This is a genomic window from Streptomyces sp. NPDC093260, assembly GCF_040683715.1.
In the GTDB taxonomy this organism is placed as follows: Bacteria; Actinomycetota; Actinomycetes; order Streptomycetales; family Streptomycetaceae; genus Streptomyces; species Streptomyces sennicomposti.
The window spans coordinates 86,527-103,918 of record NZ_JBFBEK010000016.1; the positions used below are offsets into that span (position 1 = coordinate 86,527).

The following is a 17,392-nucleotide window of genomic DNA, read 5'->3' on the forward strand; positions in this document are numbered from 1 at the left end:
AACCCGGATGCCGGTCGTCCCTGGGCGGTCCTCGCGGTCGCCCCCAGCCGTTCTCGTGGCAGGCGGCCACCCGTCCGGCGGCGGCCGACCCTCCGCGTCCCGGGCGGCCGGCCGCCGCCCTTCCCGTCCTCAGGGCGCTACGCGAACGCGTTCACCCCGGTCAGCTCCGCCGACAGGTCCCACAGGCGGGCCGCGCCGGCGGGATCGACGGCCCACGGCTTCACGCCGTCGGTCATCTGCCCCGGCCCGCTCTCCCCGGCCGGCTCGGCCACGTCGCAGTCCTCCAGGTAGAGGCCGCCGAGGCCGTCCAGCTGCGGGGAGGTGGCCGCCCAGACCTGGGTGGCGGCGCCCTGCTGCGGGGTCTTGAACCGCTCGGGGTGGAGAACGGTGCCGTTCTCGTCGATCCAGCCGCGCTCGACCATCTCGTCCTGCGCCAGATGGCGCTGGAGCGGCGTGAGGATGCCACCGGGGTGCAACGCGAAGGCGCGGACGCCGCGCTCCCGGGCCAGCGCGTCGAGGCGGACGGCGAACAGGACGTTGGCGGTCTTGGCCTGCCCGTAGGCCTGCCACTTGTCGTAGCCCCGCCGCCAGTGGATGTCGTCCCAGCGGATGCCGGAGAGCTGGTGACCGCGCGAGGAGACCGAGACCACCCGGGCGCCGCCCTGCTCGATGGCCGGCCACAGCCGGTTGACAAGGGCGAAGTGGCCGAGGTGGTTGGTCGCGAACTGCGCCTCCCAGCCGGGCCCGACCCGGGTCTCGGGGCACGCCATGATCCCGGCGTTGCCGATGACGATGTCGAGGGTGCGGCCGGAGGCGAGGAACCGCTCGGCGAAGGCGTGGACGCTGTCCAGGTCGCCGAGGTCCAGCTCGTCCACCTCCACGCCGTCCACGCCGTCCAGCGCCACCCGCGCGGTGTCCGGCCGCCGGGCCGGTACGACCACCCGGGCGCCGGCCTTGGCCAGCGCCCGGGTGGTCTCCAGCCCCAGACCCGAGTAGCCGCCCGTGACCAGGGCGAGCTTTCCGGTGAGGTCGACGCCGCGCAGGACGTCCTCGGCGGTGCTCGTCGCGCCGAAGCCCGAACCGATCTTGTGCTGTGCCGAAGTGCTCATGACCGGAACGCTACGAATTGGAGCGCTCTCGAAGTCAAGCCCCGGCCGACGGCGCGCGCACGTGTCCGGGACGGACACACGGACAGCGCGCACGTGCTGGGCCCGCGGACAGGCGAAAGCCCCGGCCGTGACGGGGGAATCACGGCCGGGGCGGTCGAGGTGTGGGTACGCATGGCGGTCGCCTCTCGGCGAGACGCTCCACAGGGCTTCAGCCGAACGATCGTCCCTGTGGGCAATAGGTGAGGCCCGGGGACACTGTCCCATCCGCACCCACGGATGGTTCAACGGAGAACCACCCCTCCGTGTTCCGGCGTCGGCCGGATGACGGGGTGATCCGCGTCACTCCGTATCCGGCGCCCGCGACGCGGTCCCCGCCGCCGCGCCTTGCCGCACAGACTCCCGCACGGCGGCCGGCACGGCCTCCGCCCACAGGCTCTCCGCCTGGAGCAGCAGTGATCCGAGCACCGTGGTCCGGGCCGCCTCCCGGCCCGCGTGCTCCCGCAGCACCTCCTCCAGCCGGTGGTGCAGCTCCCGGCGCGTGCGCTCGCCGTCCTCGGTGTCCTCGTCCCCCGACCGCCCGTCCGCCGGCCCGCCGAGCAGCCGGTCGCCCTCGGCGCGGCAGGCCTGCCCGATCAGCTCCAGCAGCCGCGCGTACGTGGCCAGCACCTCCGGGTCCGGTGGCTGCGGCGCCCGATCCTGGTCGGCCGCGATCGCCAGCGTCCGGGTGAGCGCCCGGACGTACCCGGTGATCCGGCTCCAGCGCTCGTCCTCCGCGTCCGGCGGTACGGAGGAGGGGACCCGGCGCAGGGCGCGCAGCGGGCCGTTCATCAGCCGGAGGCTCTCCCGGCTCCAGCGGCGCGCCGAGTGCAGCGTCTCCAGCCGGTGCTCCAGACGGGCCGAGCGCCGGGACCAGTCGGCGGCGGTGCGGGCGTCCCAGTCCCCGTCGCTCAGCTCCCCGGCGACCGCGCACAGCACGTCACCGGTCTCCCGCGCCACCGCCGCCAGGTTCTCCCGTACGTCTCGCAGATGGATCGGCGGCAGGACCAGTGCGTTGACGGTCACGCCGATCACCGCGCCCAGCAGGGTCTGGCCCAGCCGGTGCCCGACCGAGGCGGCCGAGACGCTGCCCGCCGCCAGGGTGAACACCGCCGTGGTGGCGCCGTAGACTCCCTGGTCGCCGAAGCGCGACCAGTTCGCCAGCAGCATCAGCAGCGGCAGGCAGATCGCGAGCGCGCCCAGGGTGTCGCCGGTGACCGCCTCCGCGCCCGAGGCGAGCAGGGTCCCCGCGCAGATCGCCGTGCACTGCTGCGCCGCCCGCCGCAGCGAGCTGTACACCGTGGCCTGTACCAGGACCAGCGCCACCCACGGCGCCATCAGGGCCATCGGGTCGCCCATCAGGTTCTTCGCCACGACCCAGGCCAGCAGGGCCGCGCCGGCCGCCTTCAGCGACTGCACCAGCAGGTCCCGCTCCCGGCCCGGGCCGCGTCCGATCGCCCGGACGGACCGCCCGATCCGGGCGGCCTCGGTGCGGACGGCGTGCACCGGGCGGACGCCGAGCAGCCGGACGAGCGCCTGCCACCGGCCGCCCGGCCGGCCGCGGGACGCCTCCCGCGAGTCCTCGGGCGACGGGGGTCCTGGGCTCTCCGGTACGCGCGTCATCGGAACCGGGTATCCGGGGACCCGGGGGCCCCAAGCGGGATCATCGTCACATTTTTCGCTCGTCCGGCACAGGTTTCGCGGCCAGTGCTGTGACCGGGAGGGTTCGCCGGGAAGCTCGCGGCCTCCGGTGACGGGGGTACCTCCCGCGCCGTTCAGGCGGTGGGGGAGCATCCCAAGGCGGGGCATCGCCCACGTGCCGGAGGTACTCGGGTGAGGCGACGACGCGGCGAGGTGCCCTGCCGGGTGCCGCGAGCCGGTGGACCCTCCCGGGCACAGCACCAGGTGGGCGGTCGGGCCTCAAGTACTCGCGTTCACCGGTGCCCAGGCCCTGTCCTGCGGCCCGCTCCCCGGATCCTTCCCCCAGCCCTCAGGCCAGCGGTCCGTCCGCCAGGGAGGCCAGCAGGTGGGCCGGGTCCCGGTACACCGCCGTGGCGCCCGCCTCCTCCAGGTCGGCGCGCGGGATGCCGCCGCACAGCACGCCCACACAGCGCACCCCGGCCCGGCTGCCGGCCCGCATGTCCCAGACCGTGTCGCCGACGAACACCGCCCGCCCCGGGTCCACCCCGGCCAGTTCCAGGGCGTGCTCGACGGGCTCGGGCGAGGGCTTGCCCTCGGCCACGTCGTCGGAGCTGGCCGTGGCGGTGATGGCGTCGTCGGCGTCGATGGCGCGGCGCAGGGCGCTCAGCTCGGGGCCGCTCGCCGAGGTCGCGAGCACCACGGCCCACTCGTTCTCGTGCAGCCGCCGCAGCAACCGTCCGGCGTCCTCGAACGCGGGCAGTCGCTGGAAGTACTGCCCGTACAGCGCGGTGTGGGCGGCGCTCAGCTCCGCGTCCTGCTCCTTGTCGCGGTCGTCGCCGAGCAGGTGCGCGATCAGATCGGTGGATCCGAGCCCCACCGCGCGGTGGACGGCGTGCATGGGCACCCGGTGGCCCGCCTGCCGGAAGGCCTCCCACCAGGTGACGACATGGAGGTGGTTGGTGTCGACGAGCGTTCCGTCGACGTCGAACACGGCGGCACGGTCCATTACGGGAGTCCTCCCACTGCTTGTCGGTGCCGCTCCGGGTACCCGCACCGGCCGTCCGCCACTCCGTCCCGGGCCGACGACCACTCCCCGGGACCACGCCGGCCTCCGGGAGGCCGCTCGCCCCCGCCCCGCCCAGGTCGTCCCCACGCCGCTCGGGTCATGTCCGCGGCGCCCCGCTCATCCCCGCCCCGCCCGGGCCGGCGTCCGCCGCTCCCGCGTCCAGTCCAGCAGTTCGCCGGCCGTCCAGGTCGTCACCACCCGTTCGGCCACCACCCCGCACTCCTCGGCCCGGGCGCACCCGTACGCCTGCCAGTCCAGCTGGCCCGGCGCGTGGGCATCGGTGTCGACGGCGAACAGCACCCCCGCCTCCACCGCGCGGCGCAGCAGCGGCCGGGGCGGGTCCAGGCGCTCGGGCCGGCTGTTGATCTCCAGGGCCGTCCCGGTCCCGGCGCACGCGGCGAACACCTCGTCCGCGTCGAACCGGGACTCCGGCCGCCCCCGCCCGGTCACCAGCCGCCCGGTGCAGTGCCCGAGCACATCGGAGTGCGGGTCGCGGACGGCGGCCACCATGCGGCGGGTCATGGAGCGGGCGTCCATCCGCAGCTTGGAGTGGACCGACACCACGACCACGTCCAGCCGCTCCAGCAGCTCGGGCTCCTGGTCGAGGGAGCCGTCGTCGAGGATGTCGCACTCGATGCCGGTCAGCAGCCGGAACGGCGCCCACGTCTCGTTCAGCTCCGCCACCACGTCCAGTTGCTCGCGCAGCCGTTCGGGGGACAGCCCGCGGGCCACGGTCAACCGTGGCGAGTGGTCCGTCAGCACCGCCCACTCGTGCCCGAGCGCCGCCGCGGCCCGGCCCATCTCTTCGATCGGGCTGCCGCCGTCGGACCAGTCGGAGTGCAGATGGCAGTCGCCGCGCAGCAGCGCCCGGAGAGCCTCGCCACCCCGGACGAGCGGCTGCTCCGCCTCCTGCTCCAGCTTCCGCAGGTACCCCGGCGCCTCCCCTGCCAGCGCCTCCCGTACCACCTGCGCGGTCTTGGGGCCGACGCCCTTGAGCGACTCCAGCGTCCCGGCCGAGGCGCGCTCGTCCACCTCGCCGGCGGGCAGCCCGGACAGCACCGCGGCCGCCGTGCGGAAGGCGCGCACACGGTAGGTCGGCGCCTGGGACCGCTCCAGCAGGAACGCGATCCGGTCCAGTGCCTCGACGGGGTCCATCGCCACCTCCACCCCCAGGGTTCCCCGGCGCCCCCGGACCCGCACCCACGGGAGGCGTTGCGGCGGGGACGCCGGTTTGCCCGGTGCGGGCCCGGGTACTGCGGTGCCTCGTCCTTGTTGTGGAGCACCCGCCGCAGCGCGCCGTCGCAGAGCACGCGTCGTGGCGCGCATCCGCAGAGCACCCGCCGTGGCGCACAGCCACAGAGCACCGCAGGAGGTTCCCGCCATGTCCGAGCCCACTCCGGCCGTCGCCCCGGTGGCCGTGGTCACCGGCGCCGACTCCGGCATCGGCCGCGCCACCGCCGTCCGTCTGGCCGAGGCGGGGCTGGACATCGGCATCACCTGGCACAGCGACGAGAAGGGCGCCGAGGAGACCGCCGAGGAGGTGCGTTCCAAGGGACGCCGAGCGGCGGTCACCCGGATGGACCTCACCCGGCTGCCCGGGGCGGCCGACGCCCTGGACGAGCTGGCCGACGCGCTCGGCGGCCGCGTCGACGTCCTGGTCAACTGCTCGGGCACCGGCACCGCCACGCCCTACCTCGACCTCGGCCTGGACGATCTGCGCCGGGTGCTGGACGTGGACCTGGCCGGGCCGTTCCTGCTGGGGCAGAAGGCGGCCCGGCGGATGATCGCGCAGGGCGACGGCGGCCGGATCGTCAACGTCACCTCGGTGCACGAGCACCAGCCGCGGGTGGGGGCCGCCCCGTACTGCGCGGCCAAGGGCGGGCTCGGCCTGCTCACCCAGGTGATGGCGCTGGAACTGGCCGAGCACGGCATCACCGTGAACGCCGTGGCGCCCGGCGAGATCGCCACGCCCATGACCGGCCAGGAGGACACCGACGTGCACGCCGTGCACCGTCCCGGAGTGCCGCTGGGCCGGCCCGGCGACGCCCGTGAGGTCGCCGCCGTCATCGCCTTCCTGGCCGGCCCCGACGCCTCCTACGTCACCGGGGCGTCCTGGAGCGTGGACGGCGGGATGCTCCGGATGGGGCCCATGGCCGGCTCGCACATGACCGGCGACGACTGGCGGCGGCCGTGACGGGGACCGGCGTTCCGGGCGGGCGCGTCCTAGGCTGGATGACATGACCGAGAGCGCGAGCCCGTACATTTCGCAGCCGCGGATCATGGTGCTCGGGGTGCAGCCCGGCACCCCGCCGTTCCGCATCGTGGAGATCGACGGCGAGGTCGTCGGCGAGGCCCGGACCGTCACCGACGTCCTCCAGGCCGCCGCCGCGTTCGGCATCAGCGTCCACGACCTGGACGACCCGGACGTGGTCCGCTGGGTCGGCGGCGACAAGTTCACCTGGAGCCGACGCTAGGCCACGCCCACGCGGACCGACGCGGACCCGGTCCGGATCGGTCCGCGTGGCTGACGCCCGCCCCGGCTCGGCGTCAGCCCACCGTCCACTTCTGGGCGGCCGTGCCGTTGCAGGTCCAGATCTGCAGCCGGGTGCCGTTGGCGGAGTTGGCGCTCGGCACGTCCAGGCACTTGTTCGCCTGAGGGTTGACGATGTCGTTGGCCGAGGAGATCGCCCACTTCTGGTTCGGTCCGCCGGTGCAGTCCCACAGCTGGACCTGGGAGCCGTCCGCGGTGCCGTTGTCCTTGACGTCGAGGCACTTGCCGAGCGCCCGCAGGGTGCCGTCGGAGCCGACCGTCCACTGCTGCGCGGCGGTGCCGTTGCAGTCGTAGAGCTGCACCGCGGTGCCGTTGGCGGTGCCGGCGGCGGCCACGTCCACGCACTTGCCGGCCAGCCCCCTGATGGCCTTGCCGCCGCTCGGCGTGTCGCTCGTGGTGACCGAGACCGAGTCCACCACCAGCTGCTGCGGGAAGCTGGTCGAGCCGTCCGGGTCGCCCGGCCAGTAGCCGCCCACGGCGAGGTTCAGGATGAGGAAGAACGGCTTGTTGAACACCCACGTCCTGCCGCCGAGGTCGGCGGGCGTGCGGCGTTGGTAGACGTTGCCGTCCACCGACCAGGTGATCGAGTCGGGCGCCCAGTCGACGGCGAAGGTGTGGAAGGCGTCGGCGAACGCCTGGCCGTTCGGCAGCGAGTACGGCGCGCCGATGCCGGCCGAGCCGGAGTAGCCGGGGCCGTGGATGGTGCCGTGGACCGTGGAGGGCTCGAAACCGACGTTCTCCATCACGTCGATCTCACCGGAGTTCGGCCAGCCGACCTGCCCGATGTCGGTGCCGAGCATCCAGAACGCCGGCCACATGCCCTGCCCGCGCGGGATCTTCATCCGCGCCTCGACGTGCCCGTACTGCGCGGAGAACTTCCCCGAGGTGTTCAGCCGCGCCGAGGTGTACTGGCAGGTGCCGTACCAGCACTGGTAGTTGGCGGGGTTCTCGCGTTTGGCGGTGATGACCAGATGGCCCTGGCCGTCCAGGGCGGCGTTCTTGGTGCCCGAGGTGTAGTACTGCCGTTCGTGGTTGTTGACGTTGTCGCCGGTCTCCAGCTGCCACTTGCCGGAGTCGACGGCCGCGCCCGCCGGGCCGTCGAAGGTGTCGGAGAACGTCGACACCGCCGCGGCGGCGGGGGCCGCGGCGGCGGAGGCGTCCGCCTGCGCGGTGCCGGCCGCGGCGGAGCCGACGAGCGCGGCGGCCGACAGTGCGGCGAGGAGACATCTGCGGAGCACACGTGGACGTGCCACGGCTCTCCCTTCCGAACGGCGGCCCGTGCGGGAGCGCGCCGTCAGTGGTGGGGGATGGGGGGAAGAGTGTCGCCTCTTGATTTAAGGAGTGAGGTAAGGGGTCGTCAATACCTTGGTCCGGACCAGTTCTGACGGTTCGTTCACACCTTCACGCGCCGCTTGCGGGCGTGCACGGCCCGTCCCATCCGGCGGCCCACGAGCAGGTAACCCAGCAGCGCTCCGGCCGTGTTGAGGATGACGTCGTCGACGTCGAAGGCCCGACCGGTGATCATCGCGCCCTGCGCGAACTCCACCAGCAGCATCACGACCGCCGTCAGCAGCAGCACCTTGAACAACCCGCGCGCCCGCGGCGCCACCACCGGCACCAGCACCCCGAACGGCACCCCGAGCAGCACGTTGCCGCCGATCTGCTTCACCGCCTCGCGCAGCCCCGGCGCGTCCAGATAGGCCCGCAGGGAGCTGCCCGGACGCAGATTGGTGTGCGTCAGCGACTCGGAGGCGGGGGACGGCTCCAGCGTCAGCCGGGCCAGGACGACGGCGAACGCCACCATGAAGACGAACGCGCACACCATCGCCAGCATCCGCAGCGGCCAGGGCGCGGGCCGCCGCTCGACGCCCTGCGCCGAGGCCGCCCGCCGGGTCCCGCCGGCGGTCGGGTCCTTTCGCTCGCGCCCCGCACGCGCGCGGCGTCCGGGGCCGCTCCCGCGCGTGAAGCGGAACCCGCGCAGCAGACCGCCGGACCCGGCGGTCGAAGAGGCGCCGAAGGCCGAAGAAGACCCGGAAGCGGTGGCGGCGGTGTGCGTGCGCGTGCGGTCGCGCGGGCGGAGCGCCCAGCGGTCCATGAGGTCCTCCAGTCGTCAACTTCCCTGCCTGCCGAGCCGGTTACCCGCGATGCGCGCCGGAATACCGCCGCCGCGCAGTGCCCTCGCCTTCCCGGCCACCGGCGCCGCACCGGTTTCCGTTGCTGCTGTCGGGGCAACCGGGCTCCAGACCCGCGCGCCGCCGCCCGCCTCGCTGCCGGCCCGGTGTTTGGATGCCGACAGACGCCGTACGGCACTGCGGCGCACAGCGACGAGGACGACGACCGAGCGGCGGAGGTGGCGGGTGAAGACGCGTTCCGCACTCCTCGCCCTGGGCGAAGTGGCGCTCTGGTGGGCCGCCCTTGTCGTGCTCTGGCTGATGCTGATCAGCACCGTCTACCCCCTGGAGTGGGCGGTCGGCGCGGGCGCCGCGGGCGTGGGCGCGGTCGTCGCCCGGGCCGGCCGGCGGGCGGTGGTCCGCCGGTGAACGGCTGGCTCCTCGCGGCGACGGCGGTCCTGGCCGTGGGCCTCGTCACCAGCCTGTGGGGCGTGTCCACCGGACCGCTGGGGCGGCGCGTCACCGCGCAGAACCTGTCCACCGCCCTGCTCTGCCCCGGCCTGCTGCTGCTCGCGCAGGGCTACGACCGCACCTCCTACGTCGATCTCGCGCTGCTGCTGGCCCTGCTCGGCCCGGTCGGCACCCTCGTCTTCGCCCGGCTGCTCGCCGACGAACTCGCCGACGACCCGCCCCGGGCCTGGGGACCGACCTGGGCCGTCGCGGCCGTCGGCACGGTCGTCGTGGCAGTGCTGTGCGCGGTCACCGGACCCGGCCGGGCCATGGTGAAGCTCCTGATCGTCGGGGCGCTGCTGGTCGGCGGCAACCTCGTCGCCTCCCGGGCGCTGTCCGGCGGCTTCGCGGAGGTGGACCGTGGCTGACGCGGTGATCGTCCTGGCCCTGCTGGCCGTCGCCGGCTGCGCGACCGCCGCCGTCGTCAACCGCGACCCCGCCCGCCAGGCCCTGGTCCTCGCCGTCCTCGGCACCGTCCTGGCCGTGCTCTTCACCGTCCTCCAGGCCCCGGACGTCGGCCTCTCCCAGCTCGCCGTCGGCTCCGTGCTGACCCCGCTGCTCGTCATGCTGACGGTGCGCAAGGTCCGCCGCCGCTCGGCCGCACCGAAGGACGGCCGTCAGTGACCCGGCGTGCCCGCCTGTGGCTGGTGCTCCTCGGCGGGGCGGGGCTGGCCGCCCTGCTCGTCGCCGCCTGTCTGCGGCTGCCCGCCTTCGGCGGCGCCCGCCACCCCTACGGCGACCGCGCGGTGGCCGCCGCCCTCGCCCGGCGCACCGCCAACACCATCGCCTCCGTCAACTTCGACCAGCGCGCCTTCGACACGATGGGCGAGATGTCGATCCTGTTCGCGGCCGTCCTCGGCTGCGTCGTCCTGCTGCGCCAGGCTCGCGACGAGCACCGCGACCCGCCCCGCCCCGCCGAGGTCGCCGCCCCGGTGCGCCGCTACGCGCTCATCACCCTGCCCGTCGCCCTGGTCACCGGCCTGTACGTGATCGCCCACGGCCAGCTCAGTCCCGGCGGTGGCTTCCAGGGCGGCGTGGTCGCAGCGACCTCCCTGCACCTGATGTACCTGGGCGCCGACTACGCCGCCCTGGAACGCGTCCGCCCGGTCGAGGCGTACGAGATCGCGGACGCGCTGTCGGCCTCCGCCTACCTCGTCCTCGGCTTCGCCGGGGTGCTGGCCGGCACCGCGTTCCTCACCGACACCCTGCTGCCGCTCGGCACGTTCAACACGCTGTCCTCCGGCGGCGTCGTCCCGCTGCTGAACGCGGCCATCGGCATGGAGGTAGCCTGCGCCGTCGTCGTGCTGCTCGCCCGCTTCCTGGACCAGGCCGTGGAGATCGAGGAGGAGAGCGGGGAGTGAGCACGCCGTGAGCGCCGTCATGCACGTCCTTCCGTACCTGGTGGCCGCCTATGTGTTCCTGATCGGCTGCTACGGGCTGGCCACCAGCCGCAACCTGATCCACGCCGTGGGCTGCCTGGCGGTGTGTCAGTCGGCGACCTATGTGCTGCTGCTGGCCGTCGGCTACCGCGACGGCGCCACCGCGCCCGTCTTCTCCGACATCGCGCCCGGCTCGCGGCCCGTGGTGGACCCCGTCGTCCAGGCGCTCACCCTCACCGACGTCGTCGTCGGCGCGACCGTGACCGCGCTGCTGCTCGCGCTGACCGTGCAGATCTCCAAACGGCACGGCACCGTCGACCCCGACGAGCTGAGGGAGCTGCGCGGCTGATGCACCGTCTGCTGCCGCTGCTGCCCGCGGTGCCGCTGCTGGGCGCCGCGCTGCTCGTCGCGGGCGGCCGGTGGCTGCCCCGGCTCGTCGCGGAGACGTTCGCCTGCCTGGTCGCCGCGACCACGGCCGCGCTGGCCGCGCTGCTGCTGTTCCACTCCACGCCGCCGCTGGCCGCATGGGTCGGCGGCTGGTCCCCGAAGGGCGGCGAGAGCGTCGGCGTCGTGCTGGTCGGGGACGGCGCGAGCCTCGGCATGGCCGCGCTCGTCTCGCTGCTGACGCTGGCCGCGCTGGCGTACTCCTGGCACTACTTCGACGAGCCGCCGAGCGGCCACGCCGGTTCCTTCCCGGCGCTGATGCTGCTCTTCCAGGGCGGGATGTGCGGCTTCGCGCTCGCCGGGGACCTGTTCAACGCGTTCGTCTTCTTCGAGCTGATGAGCGTCGTCGCCTACGCCCTGACCGGCTACCGCATCGACGAGGCCAAGGCCGTGCAGGGCGCCCTCGGCTTCGCCCTCGTCAACTCGCTGGGCGCCTACTTCATGCTCATGGGCATCGCCCTGCTGTACGCCCGCACCGGCGAACTCGCCATGGCGAAGATCGGCCAGGGCCTGGACCAGGCCGTCGCCGGGCACGGGCCCGACGCGCTCGCCCTGGCCGGCTTCGTGCTGTTCCTGACCGGCCTGCTGGTCAAGGCCGCCGCCGTGCCCTTCCAGTTCTGGCTGCCCGACGCGCACGCCGTCGCCCCCACCCCGGTGTGCATGCTGCTGTCCGGCGTCATGGTCGAACTCGGCGTCTACGGCGTCTGGCGCGTGTACGGGCTGGTCTTCTCCGGCCCCGGCGGCATCCCCGCCGCCGACGCCACCCGGGTCCTGGTGGTGCTCGGCGTGCTCACCGCCGCCGTCGGCTCGGTCATGTGCTGGTACCAGCGCCACATCAAACGCCTGCTCGCCTTCTCCACCATCGCCCACACCGGGCTGTTCCTCGTCGGCGTCGGCGTCCTCAAGGCGCAGGCCGACGAGGGCACCGCCCTGTACGTCCTCGCCCACGCCGGGGTGAAGGCCGCCCTGTTCGCCTGCGCCGGCATACTGCTCGACCGCTACGGCAGCGTCGACGAGTTCTATCTGCACGGCCGGGCCCGGAAACTGCGCGGCGTCGGCGTCATGTTCGCCGTCGGCGCCCTCGCCCTGGCCGGACTGCCGCCCTTCGGGACCGGCCTCGGCAAGGCCGTCAGCGAGGAGGCCGTGGGCGGCCCGCTCACCGCCCTCTACGTCGCCGCCTCCGCCCTCACCGGCGCGGCGGTGCTGCGGGTCGCCGCCCGCGTGTTCCTCGGGCTCGGCCCCCGTCCCGAGGAGTGCGACGACGAGGAGGGGGACGAGGACAAGACCTCCGGCTCCGACGAGGAACCCGAGACCCGCCAGCGCCTCGACCACGTCCCGGCCACCATGCGCTCGGTCCCGGCGGTGCTGCTGGCCGCGGCGCTCGCCGTCGGCGCGGTGCCCGGCTTCGCCCACGCGGTGGGGGAGCGCGTCGACGAGGCCGGCACCTGGGGCGTGTTCTCCGCCGTGCACTGGACCGCGCACGGGGTGCTGCTGGACCTGCTGTCCACCGCGCTGGCGGTCGGCGTCGCGGGCGTCGCCGTCGCCAGGCCGCGGCTGCTCGCCGCGCCCGGCTGGGCCCTGCCGCTGCGGCGCCTCCAGTCCGGGCACGTCGGCGACTACGTGGCCTGGCTGCTGGTCGGCGTCACACTGCTCGGCGCGCTGGCCCTGCCGGGCGTCCTCGGCTGACGGGGTCCCGTGCGCCGGTCAGACGCCGTAGGTGATGTGCACCTCGGTGAAGCCCAGGGACTTCAGCAGACCCTGGAGCATGTCCGTGGTGTTGGACTCGGCCCGCGCGGTCAGCCCGCTGTCCCGGGCCGCCTCCCCGATGTGCTTGACCGCGAGCCGCTGCACGGCCTGCTCGCTGTTGGGATTCCCCGAGAACAGGTCGCCGAGCCGGTCCAGCAGCCCGCGCTGCTTGGAGACGGCGTAGGAGTGGTCCGCGTCCAGGGCGGGGGTGCCGAGCCGCGCGTGCGGCAGCCGGAGCGTGGCCGACGTGCGGTCCTCGTCCACCGTCACGTCCTTGTCGCCGAGGGAGCCGAGGTCCACATAGGCGTCCACGGTGCCCGCGCCCACGTACAGGGTGCGGGTGCCGCGGATCGCGTCCGGCAGGTACTTGGCGTCCTTCTCCAGGTCCACGACCACCTGGAAGTTGCCGGAGGCGGCCTCGTAGCGGCTCATGTCCCGCACGGACTCCAGCAGCGCGGGGCCCGAGCGGTCGTGCGTCTCGGTGCCGAACAGGTCCTTGATGCCGGGCAGCACGGCCAGCCGGATGCCGGCGAACAGCACGGCGAGCACCAGCACCAGGGCGCCCAGCGCCTTGGCCCAGCCGGGGACGCGCCGACGCGGTCGTTCGTTGGACGTCGTCATGTGAGGGCCTCCTTCATCCTTCCTGCGGATGCCCGCCAAATCCCTTGGCAGACCGAGCGGTTGGGGCCTCCAACCGTCCGGCGCGGGCACCCGGGCCGAAGGGCGCGGCCCGGGGCCGGGCGGCGCGTACGGGGTCGCGGCCGGGGTGCGGTCAGTAGCATGGGCCGGGGCCGTCCGAATGATCATGCGAGGAGCGGATCGTGCGAGACATCGCGGTGTTCAGCGGCAGTGCCCACCCCCGGCTCGCGGCCGAGGTCTGCGCCCATCTGGGGGTGCCGCTCAGCTCGACCCGGGTCAGCCGGTTCGCCAACGACTGCCTGGAGGTGCAGTTGCTGGCCAACTGCCGCGAACGGGACGTGTTCCTGATCCAGCCGCTGGTCAAGCCGGTGCAGGAGCACCTGGTGGAGCTGCTGATGATGTGTGACGCGGCGCGCGGCGCCTCCGCCGGGCGGATCACCGTCGTGATGCCGCACTACTCCTACGCCCGCTCCGACAAGAAGGACGCCCCGCGCATCTCGCTGGGCGGCCGGCTGGTGGCCGACCTCCTGGTCGCGGCGGGCGCGAGCCGGGTACTGACGATGACGCTGCACTCCCCGCAGGTGCACGGCTTCTTCTCGGTGCCCGTCGACCATCTGCACGCCCTGCGGGAACTTGCCGCGCACTTCGGGCGCCACGACCTGTCCCGGACCACCGTCGTCTCGCCGGACCTCGGCAACGCCAAGGAGGCCGCCGCGTTCGCCCGCCTGATCGGCGCGCAGGTCGCCGCCGGGGCCAAACAGCGCTACGCCGACGACCGGGTGAGCATCAGCTCGGTCATCGGGGAGGTCGCGGGGCGGGACGTGATCGTGCTGGACGACGAGATCGCCAAGGGCAGCACGGTCCTGGAACTGCTCGGCCGGCTGCGCGAGTCGGGGCCGCGCTCCATCCGCGTCGCCTGCACCCACGGGCTGTTCGCGGCGGGCGCGCTGGAGCGGCTCACCGCGCAGCCCGACGTGCTGGAGGTCGTGTGCACCAACACCGTGCCGGTGCCGGGGGCCGATGGGACGGGGCAGGACGGGAGCGCGGGGGAGGCCGGGCCGGGGCGCGGCAAGCTGCGGGTGCTGTCCATCGCGCCCGCGCTCGCCGAGGCCGTACGGCGCATCCATGACGGGGAGTCGGTCAGCGCGCTGTTCGACGCGCCGCCCGACGAGCGGCCGGCCGGGCAGGTCAGCGGCAGCCGGAGCGCGCCTGAGGTCGCTCCAGGGCCGCCTCCAGGGTCGGCCGCGGAGGCAGCAGCCGGGCCAGGCCGGTGACCTTGAGGACGCGCAGCGTCAGCGGGTGCGTGCACACCAGGCGCAGTTCGCCCTCGCGGTCCAGGAGCCGGGCGCGGGCGCGGTAGAGCAGGCGCAGCCCGGAGCAGTCGAAGAAGTCCACCCCGCTCAGGTCGATCACCACCCGGGCTTCGCGACGGCCGGTCACCCGGTCCAGGAATGGCGTGATCCGTTCGGCCGCGGCGATGTCGATCTCGCCCCGGAACTCGAGCACGATGTGCCCGTGCACCCGGCGGACGCTCAGCTGCCGGTCGAGCGGCTCGGGAACGTTCGCCACGACACTTCGCCTCCAACCGGCTCCCTACGGCGACGGGACGGGCGGCCACATGCCACAACTGCCGTCCCCGCCCCGCAAGTTACCCTCGATCGAGTGAATTTCAGCATGTTCGGTTGACATATGTCATCGGATTGCGACCGAGTCGCGCCGGGCCGCGCGCGTCTTTGGCCGAGTTCAGCCCCTCCGGCGAGGGCCGGCCCCGCGCCCGCCGACTGATTTCCCGGGGCGGGGACATCCGGAAGTGAGGGCGGCGGGACAACCGGGTACCGCCGCCGGACCCTCCCGGAGAAGACATGCCATTGGTCACCGCGGGCGTCGTCGTCCTCGACTGCGCCGAGCCGGAGAAACTCGCCGTTTTCTACAAGGGGCTGCTCGAGGCCGAGGAGACGGACACCAGCGCCAACCTGGTGGAGATCAGGGCCGCCGACGGACTGCGCCTCGCCTTCCGTCGCGACGCCAACGTCACCCCGCCGAGCTGGCCCCGCCCCGAGAACTCCCTCCAGGTCCACCTGGACCTCCTGGTGGAGGACCTCGACGCGGCGGAGCGCCGGGTGGTGGAACTCGGCGGCCGCCCCCTGGAGGCCAAGGACGGCCCCGGCCCGTACGAGGAACGCGGCTACTCGGACCCGTCCGGCCACACCTTCACGCTCCGCACCGCCCGCCAGACGGCCCCGAAGCAGGGCTGACCGGCCGCCGCGGGGTCCGGGGACGGCACGAGCGGGGGCGGTTGGGCCGTCGCGACGGCCCCCGGGGCCTCATGTTCGGATCCTGCCGGGCTCGCGGGGTCTGGCACCGTTTCCCCAAGCTCTTCGAGCAGGGGACCCCCACGCGGCTTCGTCGTCGGGCGCGGCTCCCCCACTGCCTGAACGGCGTGGGAGGCGCCCTCATCACCGGACCCCGCCTCTGATCCGGCCTGATCCGAACGAAAGACCCTGGGCCGGGCGCGGCCCGTCGAACGGCCGCGGGGTCCGCCGGACACGTCGTCCAGGACGTGTCCGGCGGACCCCGCGTGGCCGTCGAGACCCGGAGGACTCAGTCGCGGCCGTTGGGGTCCTTCGTCGGCCACACGCCCGTCGTCCGCTCGATGGCCTTCGCGCCCGCGCGGTCCACCGCGCTGCGCACCACCGCGAAGATGGCGCCCTGGACCGCCGCGGCCAGCAGGATCTCGCCCCAGCGGCGGTCCGCGTCCAGCGCGTCGGGGGCGTCGTCCTCGTGCCGTACCGCCTTCCACACCGCGCGGAACGCCTTCCCGGCCACGGCGCCGCCGGCCCAGCCCAGCACGAAGCCGACCGGCTGGTAGGCGAGCGGGAACTTCTTCTTCTTGGCCACCTGCGTCTCCTTGTTCGGGTACGTCGATCGGGCGAAGGGCCGCGGCAACGCGGGGAGGTCAGGGCCTGCCCGACGCCGGGACCTCCTCACCGTGCGGCACCGGGCCGGGCGGCGTCCCCTCGCCGAAGGGACGGCCGCCCAGCTCCTCGCGGTGATGCGGCGTCAGCCACCCGCCGAGGTCGGGCCCGAGGGGCACGATGCGGGTCGGGTTGATGCCCGTGTGCACCTGGTAGTAGTGCCGCTTGATGTGGTCGAAGTCGACCGTGTCGCCGAATCCGGGCGTCTGGTACAGATCGCGGGCGTACGCCCACAGCACCGGATTCTCCGCCAGCTTCCAGCGGTTGCACTTGAAGTGTCCGTGATACACGGCGTCGAAACGGACCAGTGTGGTGAACAGCCGGATGTCCGCCTCGGTGATCGTGTCGCCGACGAGGTAGCGCTGCCGGGCCAGCCGCTCCGCCAGCGCCTCCAGCCGCCGGAACACCCCCGCGCACGCCACCTCGTACTCCTCCTGGCCGGCGGCGAAACCCGCCCGGTACACGCCGTTGTTGACGTCCTCGTACACCTCGGCCATCACCGCGTCGATCTCGTCGCGCCGCGCCCGCGGGTACAGGTCCGGCGCCCCCGGCCGGTGCAGCGCGCTCCACTCGGTGGCGAAGTCCAGGGTGATCCGCTGGTAGTCGTTGGTGACCAGCGCCCCGCTCGGCACGTCAGCGATCGCGGGCACGCTCACCCCGCCCGGACAGTCGGCCTCCCGCCGGTCGTAGGCCTCGCTCAGGTACCGGATGCCGAGCACCGGGTCCCGGCCGTCCGGGTCGAGCGTGAAGCGCCAGCTGCGGTCGTCCTGGACGGGGTCGGCGACGGCCAGCGACACGGCGTCCTCCAGACCGAGCAGCCGCCGCGAGACGAGCGCCCGGCTCGCCCACGGGCAGGCCCGGCTCACCACCAGCCGGTACCGCCCCGCCTCGACCGGCCAGCCGTCCCGGCCGTCAGCGGTGATCCGGTCCGCGAAGTGGCTCTTGGACCGCTTGGAGGCCTTGTGGCCGTAGGCGCTGTTGCCGCCCGCGTCACCCATGCCCGTCCTCCCTGCCGTAGCGCTGTCCTGTGGACGCGTTCCCCGAAATCCGCCGACGGCACGGTGTGAGCGGCACGGAGCGGGGGCAGTCGGCGAATCGTGAGCGGGACACCCAGCGAGCACGAGACGGACCACTCGACGCACCGCACGGACCGGCAGGGGAGGGAGAGCACCACGGAGCACGGCA

General features: G+C 73.9%; 19 protein-coding genes and 1 pseudogene. 10 read left to right on the plus strand and 10 right to left on the minus strand.

Annotated elements, in window-relative coordinates; all coding sequences use genetic code 11:
* Positions 1–137 precede the first annotated feature (137 nt).
* From AB0N63_RS21370 to AB0N63_RS21385, 4 genes are all read right to left on the minus strand, one after another.
* The gene (locus AB0N63_RS21370; RefSeq protein WP_365530577.1) at positions 138–1,109 is read right to left on the minus strand and encodes an SDR family NAD(P)-dependent oxidoreductase; all 972 of its coding nucleotides are present in this window, start codon (positions 1,107–1,109) and stop codon (positions 138–140) included.
* A gap of 339 nt (positions 1,110–1,448) precedes the next feature.
* On the minus strand, positions 1,449–2,768 hold the full coding sequence (locus tag AB0N63_RS21375) for an FUSC family protein (RefSeq protein ID WP_365530578.1): 1,320 nt from the start codon (positions 2,766–2,768) through the stop codon (positions 1,449–1,451).
* 367 nt (positions 2,769–3,135) lie between these two features.
* Entirely contained in the window at positions 3,136–3,792 is a 657-nt protein-coding gene (locus AB0N63_RS21380) for an HAD family hydrolase (RefSeq protein WP_365530579.1), read from the minus strand.
* 177 nt (positions 3,793–3,969) lie between these two features.
* On the minus strand, positions 3,970–5,007 hold the full coding sequence (locus AB0N63_RS21385) for a PHP domain-containing protein (protein ID WP_365530580.1): 1,038 nt from the start codon (positions 5,005–5,007) through the stop codon (positions 3,970–3,972).
* Between the two features lie 226 nt (positions 5,008–5,233).
* On the opposite strand from AB0N63_RS21385, the gene AB0N63_RS21390 reads away from it, so the two are divergent.
* A complete protein-coding gene (locus AB0N63_RS21390; protein ID WP_365530581.1) occupies positions 5,234–6,046 on the plus strand; it encodes an SDR family oxidoreductase in 813 nt (270 codons plus the stop codon).
* 43 nt (positions 6,047–6,089) lie between these two features.
* Positions 6,090–6,326: a hypothetical protein gene (locus AB0N63_RS21395; protein WP_365530582.1), complete on the plus strand. Its 237-nt coding sequence runs from the start codon at positions 6,090–6,092 to the stop codon at positions 6,324–6,326.
* Positions 6,327–6,399: 73 nt separating this feature from the next.
* Here the strand turns inward: AB0N63_RS21395 and AB0N63_RS21400 are convergent, their stop codons facing one another.
* Both AB0N63_RS21400 and AB0N63_RS21405 read right to left on the minus strand, forming a co-directional pair.
* Positions 6,400–7,656: a lectin gene (locus AB0N63_RS21400; RefSeq protein WP_365530583.1), complete on the minus strand. Its 1,257-nt coding sequence runs from the start codon at positions 7,654–7,656 to the stop codon at positions 6,400–6,402.
* A gap of 140 nt (positions 7,657–7,796) precedes the next feature.
* A complete protein-coding gene (locus AB0N63_RS21405; protein WP_365530584.1) occupies positions 7,797–8,498 on the minus strand; it encodes a VanZ family protein in 702 nt (233 codons plus the stop codon).
* A 262-nt stretch (positions 8,499–8,760) separates the two neighbouring features.
* Between AB0N63_RS21405 and AB0N63_RS21410 the strand changes: the two genes are divergently transcribed.
* The 6 genes from AB0N63_RS21410 to AB0N63_RS21435 are packed head-to-tail and all read left to right on the plus strand — an operon-like array spanning position 8,761 to position 12,533.
* A complete protein-coding gene (locus tag AB0N63_RS21410) occupies positions 8,761–8,943 on the plus strand; it encodes a hypothetical protein (protein ID WP_365530585.1) in 183 nt (60 codons plus the stop codon).
* Complete coding sequence (locus AB0N63_RS21415) at positions 8,940–9,392, plus strand: monovalent cation/H+ antiporter complex subunit F (protein ID WP_365530586.1); 453 nt, start codon at positions 8,940–8,942, stop codon at positions 9,390–9,392. Before AB0N63_RS21410 ends, AB0N63_RS21415 begins: the two co-directional genes overlap by 4 nt.
* The gene (locus AB0N63_RS21420; RefSeq protein ID WP_365530587.1) at positions 9,385–9,648 is read left to right on the plus strand and encodes a hydrogenase subunit MbhD domain-containing protein; all 264 of its coding nucleotides are present in this window, start codon (positions 9,385–9,387) and stop codon (positions 9,646–9,648) included. Before AB0N63_RS21415 ends, AB0N63_RS21420 begins: the two co-directional genes overlap by 8 nt.
* Positions 9,645–10,385, plus strand: a complete 741-nt coding sequence (locus AB0N63_RS21425; RefSeq protein WP_365530588.1) for an MnhB domain-containing protein — start codon at positions 9,645–9,647, stop codon at positions 10,383–10,385. The genes AB0N63_RS21420 and AB0N63_RS21425 overlap by 4 nt, the downstream gene beginning before the upstream one ends.
* 19 nt (positions 10,386–10,404) lie before the next feature.
* Positions 10,405–10,752 (plus strand): sodium:proton antiporter, encoded by a 348-nt coding sequence (locus AB0N63_RS21430; RefSeq protein ID WP_027758334.1) that lies wholly within the window; start codon positions 10,405–10,407, stop codon positions 10,750–10,752.
* Complete coding sequence (locus tag AB0N63_RS21435) at positions 10,752–12,533, plus strand: proton-conducting transporter membrane subunit (RefSeq protein ID WP_365530589.1); 1,782 nt, start codon at positions 10,752–10,754, stop codon at positions 12,531–12,533. Before AB0N63_RS21430 ends, AB0N63_RS21435 begins: the two co-directional genes overlap by 1 nt.
* 18 nt (positions 12,534–12,551) lie before the next feature.
* Here AB0N63_RS21435 and AB0N63_RS21440 read toward each other — a convergent pair whose 3' ends face one another.
* The gene (locus AB0N63_RS21440; protein ID WP_365530590.1) at positions 12,552–13,214 is read right to left on the minus strand and encodes a DUF4230 domain-containing protein; all 663 of its coding nucleotides are present in this window, start codon (positions 13,212–13,214) and stop codon (positions 12,552–12,554) included.
* Between the two features lie 200 nt (positions 13,215–13,414).
* Between AB0N63_RS21440 and prs the strand changes: the two are divergent.
* Positions 13,415–14,404, plus strand: a pseudogene (prs, locus tag AB0N63_RS21445) (ribose-phosphate diphosphokinase); the annotation flags it as partial.
* Between the two features lie 16 nt (positions 14,405–14,420).
* Here the strand turns inward: prs and AB0N63_RS21450 are convergent.
* On the minus strand, positions 14,421–14,801 hold the full coding sequence (locus AB0N63_RS21450) for an anti-sigma factor antagonist (RefSeq protein ID WP_019983471.1): 381 nt from the start codon (positions 14,799–14,801) through the stop codon (positions 14,421–14,423).
* Positions 14,802–15,094: 293 nt separating this feature from the next.
* Here AB0N63_RS21450 and AB0N63_RS21455 point away from each other — a divergent pair, with 293 nt between their 5' ends.
* Entirely contained in the window at positions 15,095–15,487 is a 393-nt protein-coding gene (locus AB0N63_RS21455) for a VOC family protein (protein WP_365530591.1), read from the plus strand.
* 346 nt (positions 15,488–15,833) lie between these two features.
* Here AB0N63_RS21455 and AB0N63_RS21460 read toward each other — a convergent pair whose 3' ends face one another.
* Positions 15,834–16,130, minus strand: coding sequence for a DUF4235 domain-containing protein (locus AB0N63_RS21460; protein ID WP_365530592.1), 297 nt, complete (start codon positions 16,128–16,130; stop codon positions 15,834–15,836).
* Between the two features lie 58 nt (positions 16,131–16,188).
* Positions 16,189–17,205 (minus strand): glutathione S-transferase C-terminal domain-containing protein, encoded by a 1,017-nt coding sequence (locus AB0N63_RS21465; protein WP_365530593.1) that lies wholly within the window; start codon positions 17,203–17,205, stop codon positions 16,189–16,191.
* Positions 17,206–17,392: the final 187 nt, after the last annotated feature.

What these genes read in the sequence shown, in the direction of transcription:
- AB0N63_RS21370 (WP_365530577.1), bottom strand. Translation starts at nt 1,109, where the DNA reads ATGAGCACTTCGGCACAGCACAAGATCGGTTCGGGCTTCGGCGCGACG.
- AB0N63_RS21375 (WP_365530578.1), bottom strand. Translation starts at nt 2,768, where the DNA reads ATGACGCGCGTACCGGAGAGCCCAGGACCCCCGTCGCCCGAGGACTCG.
- AB0N63_RS21380 (WP_365530579.1), bottom strand. Translation starts at nt 3,792, where the DNA reads ATGGACCGTGCCGCCGTGTTCGACGTCGACGGAACGCTCGTCGACACC.
- AB0N63_RS21385 (WP_365530580.1), bottom strand. Translation starts at nt 5,007, where the DNA reads ATGGACCCCGTCGAGGCACTGGACCGGATCGCGTTCCTGCTGGAGCGG.
- AB0N63_RS21390 (WP_365530581.1), top strand. Translation starts at nt 5,234, where the DNA reads ATGTCCGAGCCCACTCCGGCCGTCGCCCCGGTGGCCGTGGTCACCGGC.
- AB0N63_RS21395 (WP_365530582.1), top strand. Translation starts at nt 6,090, where the DNA reads ATGACCGAGAGCGCGAGCCCGTACATTTCGCAGCCGCGGATCATGGTG.
- AB0N63_RS21405 (WP_365530584.1), bottom strand. Translation starts at nt 8,498, where the DNA reads ATGGACCGCTGGGCGCTCCGCCCGCGCGACCGCACGCGCACGCACACC.
- AB0N63_RS21430 (WP_027758334.1), top strand. Translation starts at nt 10,405, where the DNA reads ATGCACGTCCTTCCGTACCTGGTGGCCGCCTATGTGTTCCTGATCGGC.
- AB0N63_RS21435 (WP_365530589.1), top strand. Translation starts at nt 10,752, where the DNA reads ATGCACCGTCTGCTGCCGCTGCTGCCCGCGGTGCCGCTGCTGGGCGCC.
- AB0N63_RS21440 (WP_365530590.1), bottom strand. Translation starts at nt 13,214, where the DNA reads ATGACGACGTCCAACGAACGACCGCGTCGGCGCGTCCCCGGCTGGGCC.
- AB0N63_RS21455 (WP_365530591.1), top strand. Translation starts at nt 15,095, where the DNA reads ATGCCATTGGTCACCGCGGGCGTCGTCGTCCTCGACTGCGCCGAGCCG.
- AB0N63_RS21465 (WP_365530593.1), bottom strand. Translation starts at nt 17,205, where the DNA reads ATGGGTGACGCGGGCGGCAACAGCGCCTACGGCCACAAGGCCTCCAAG.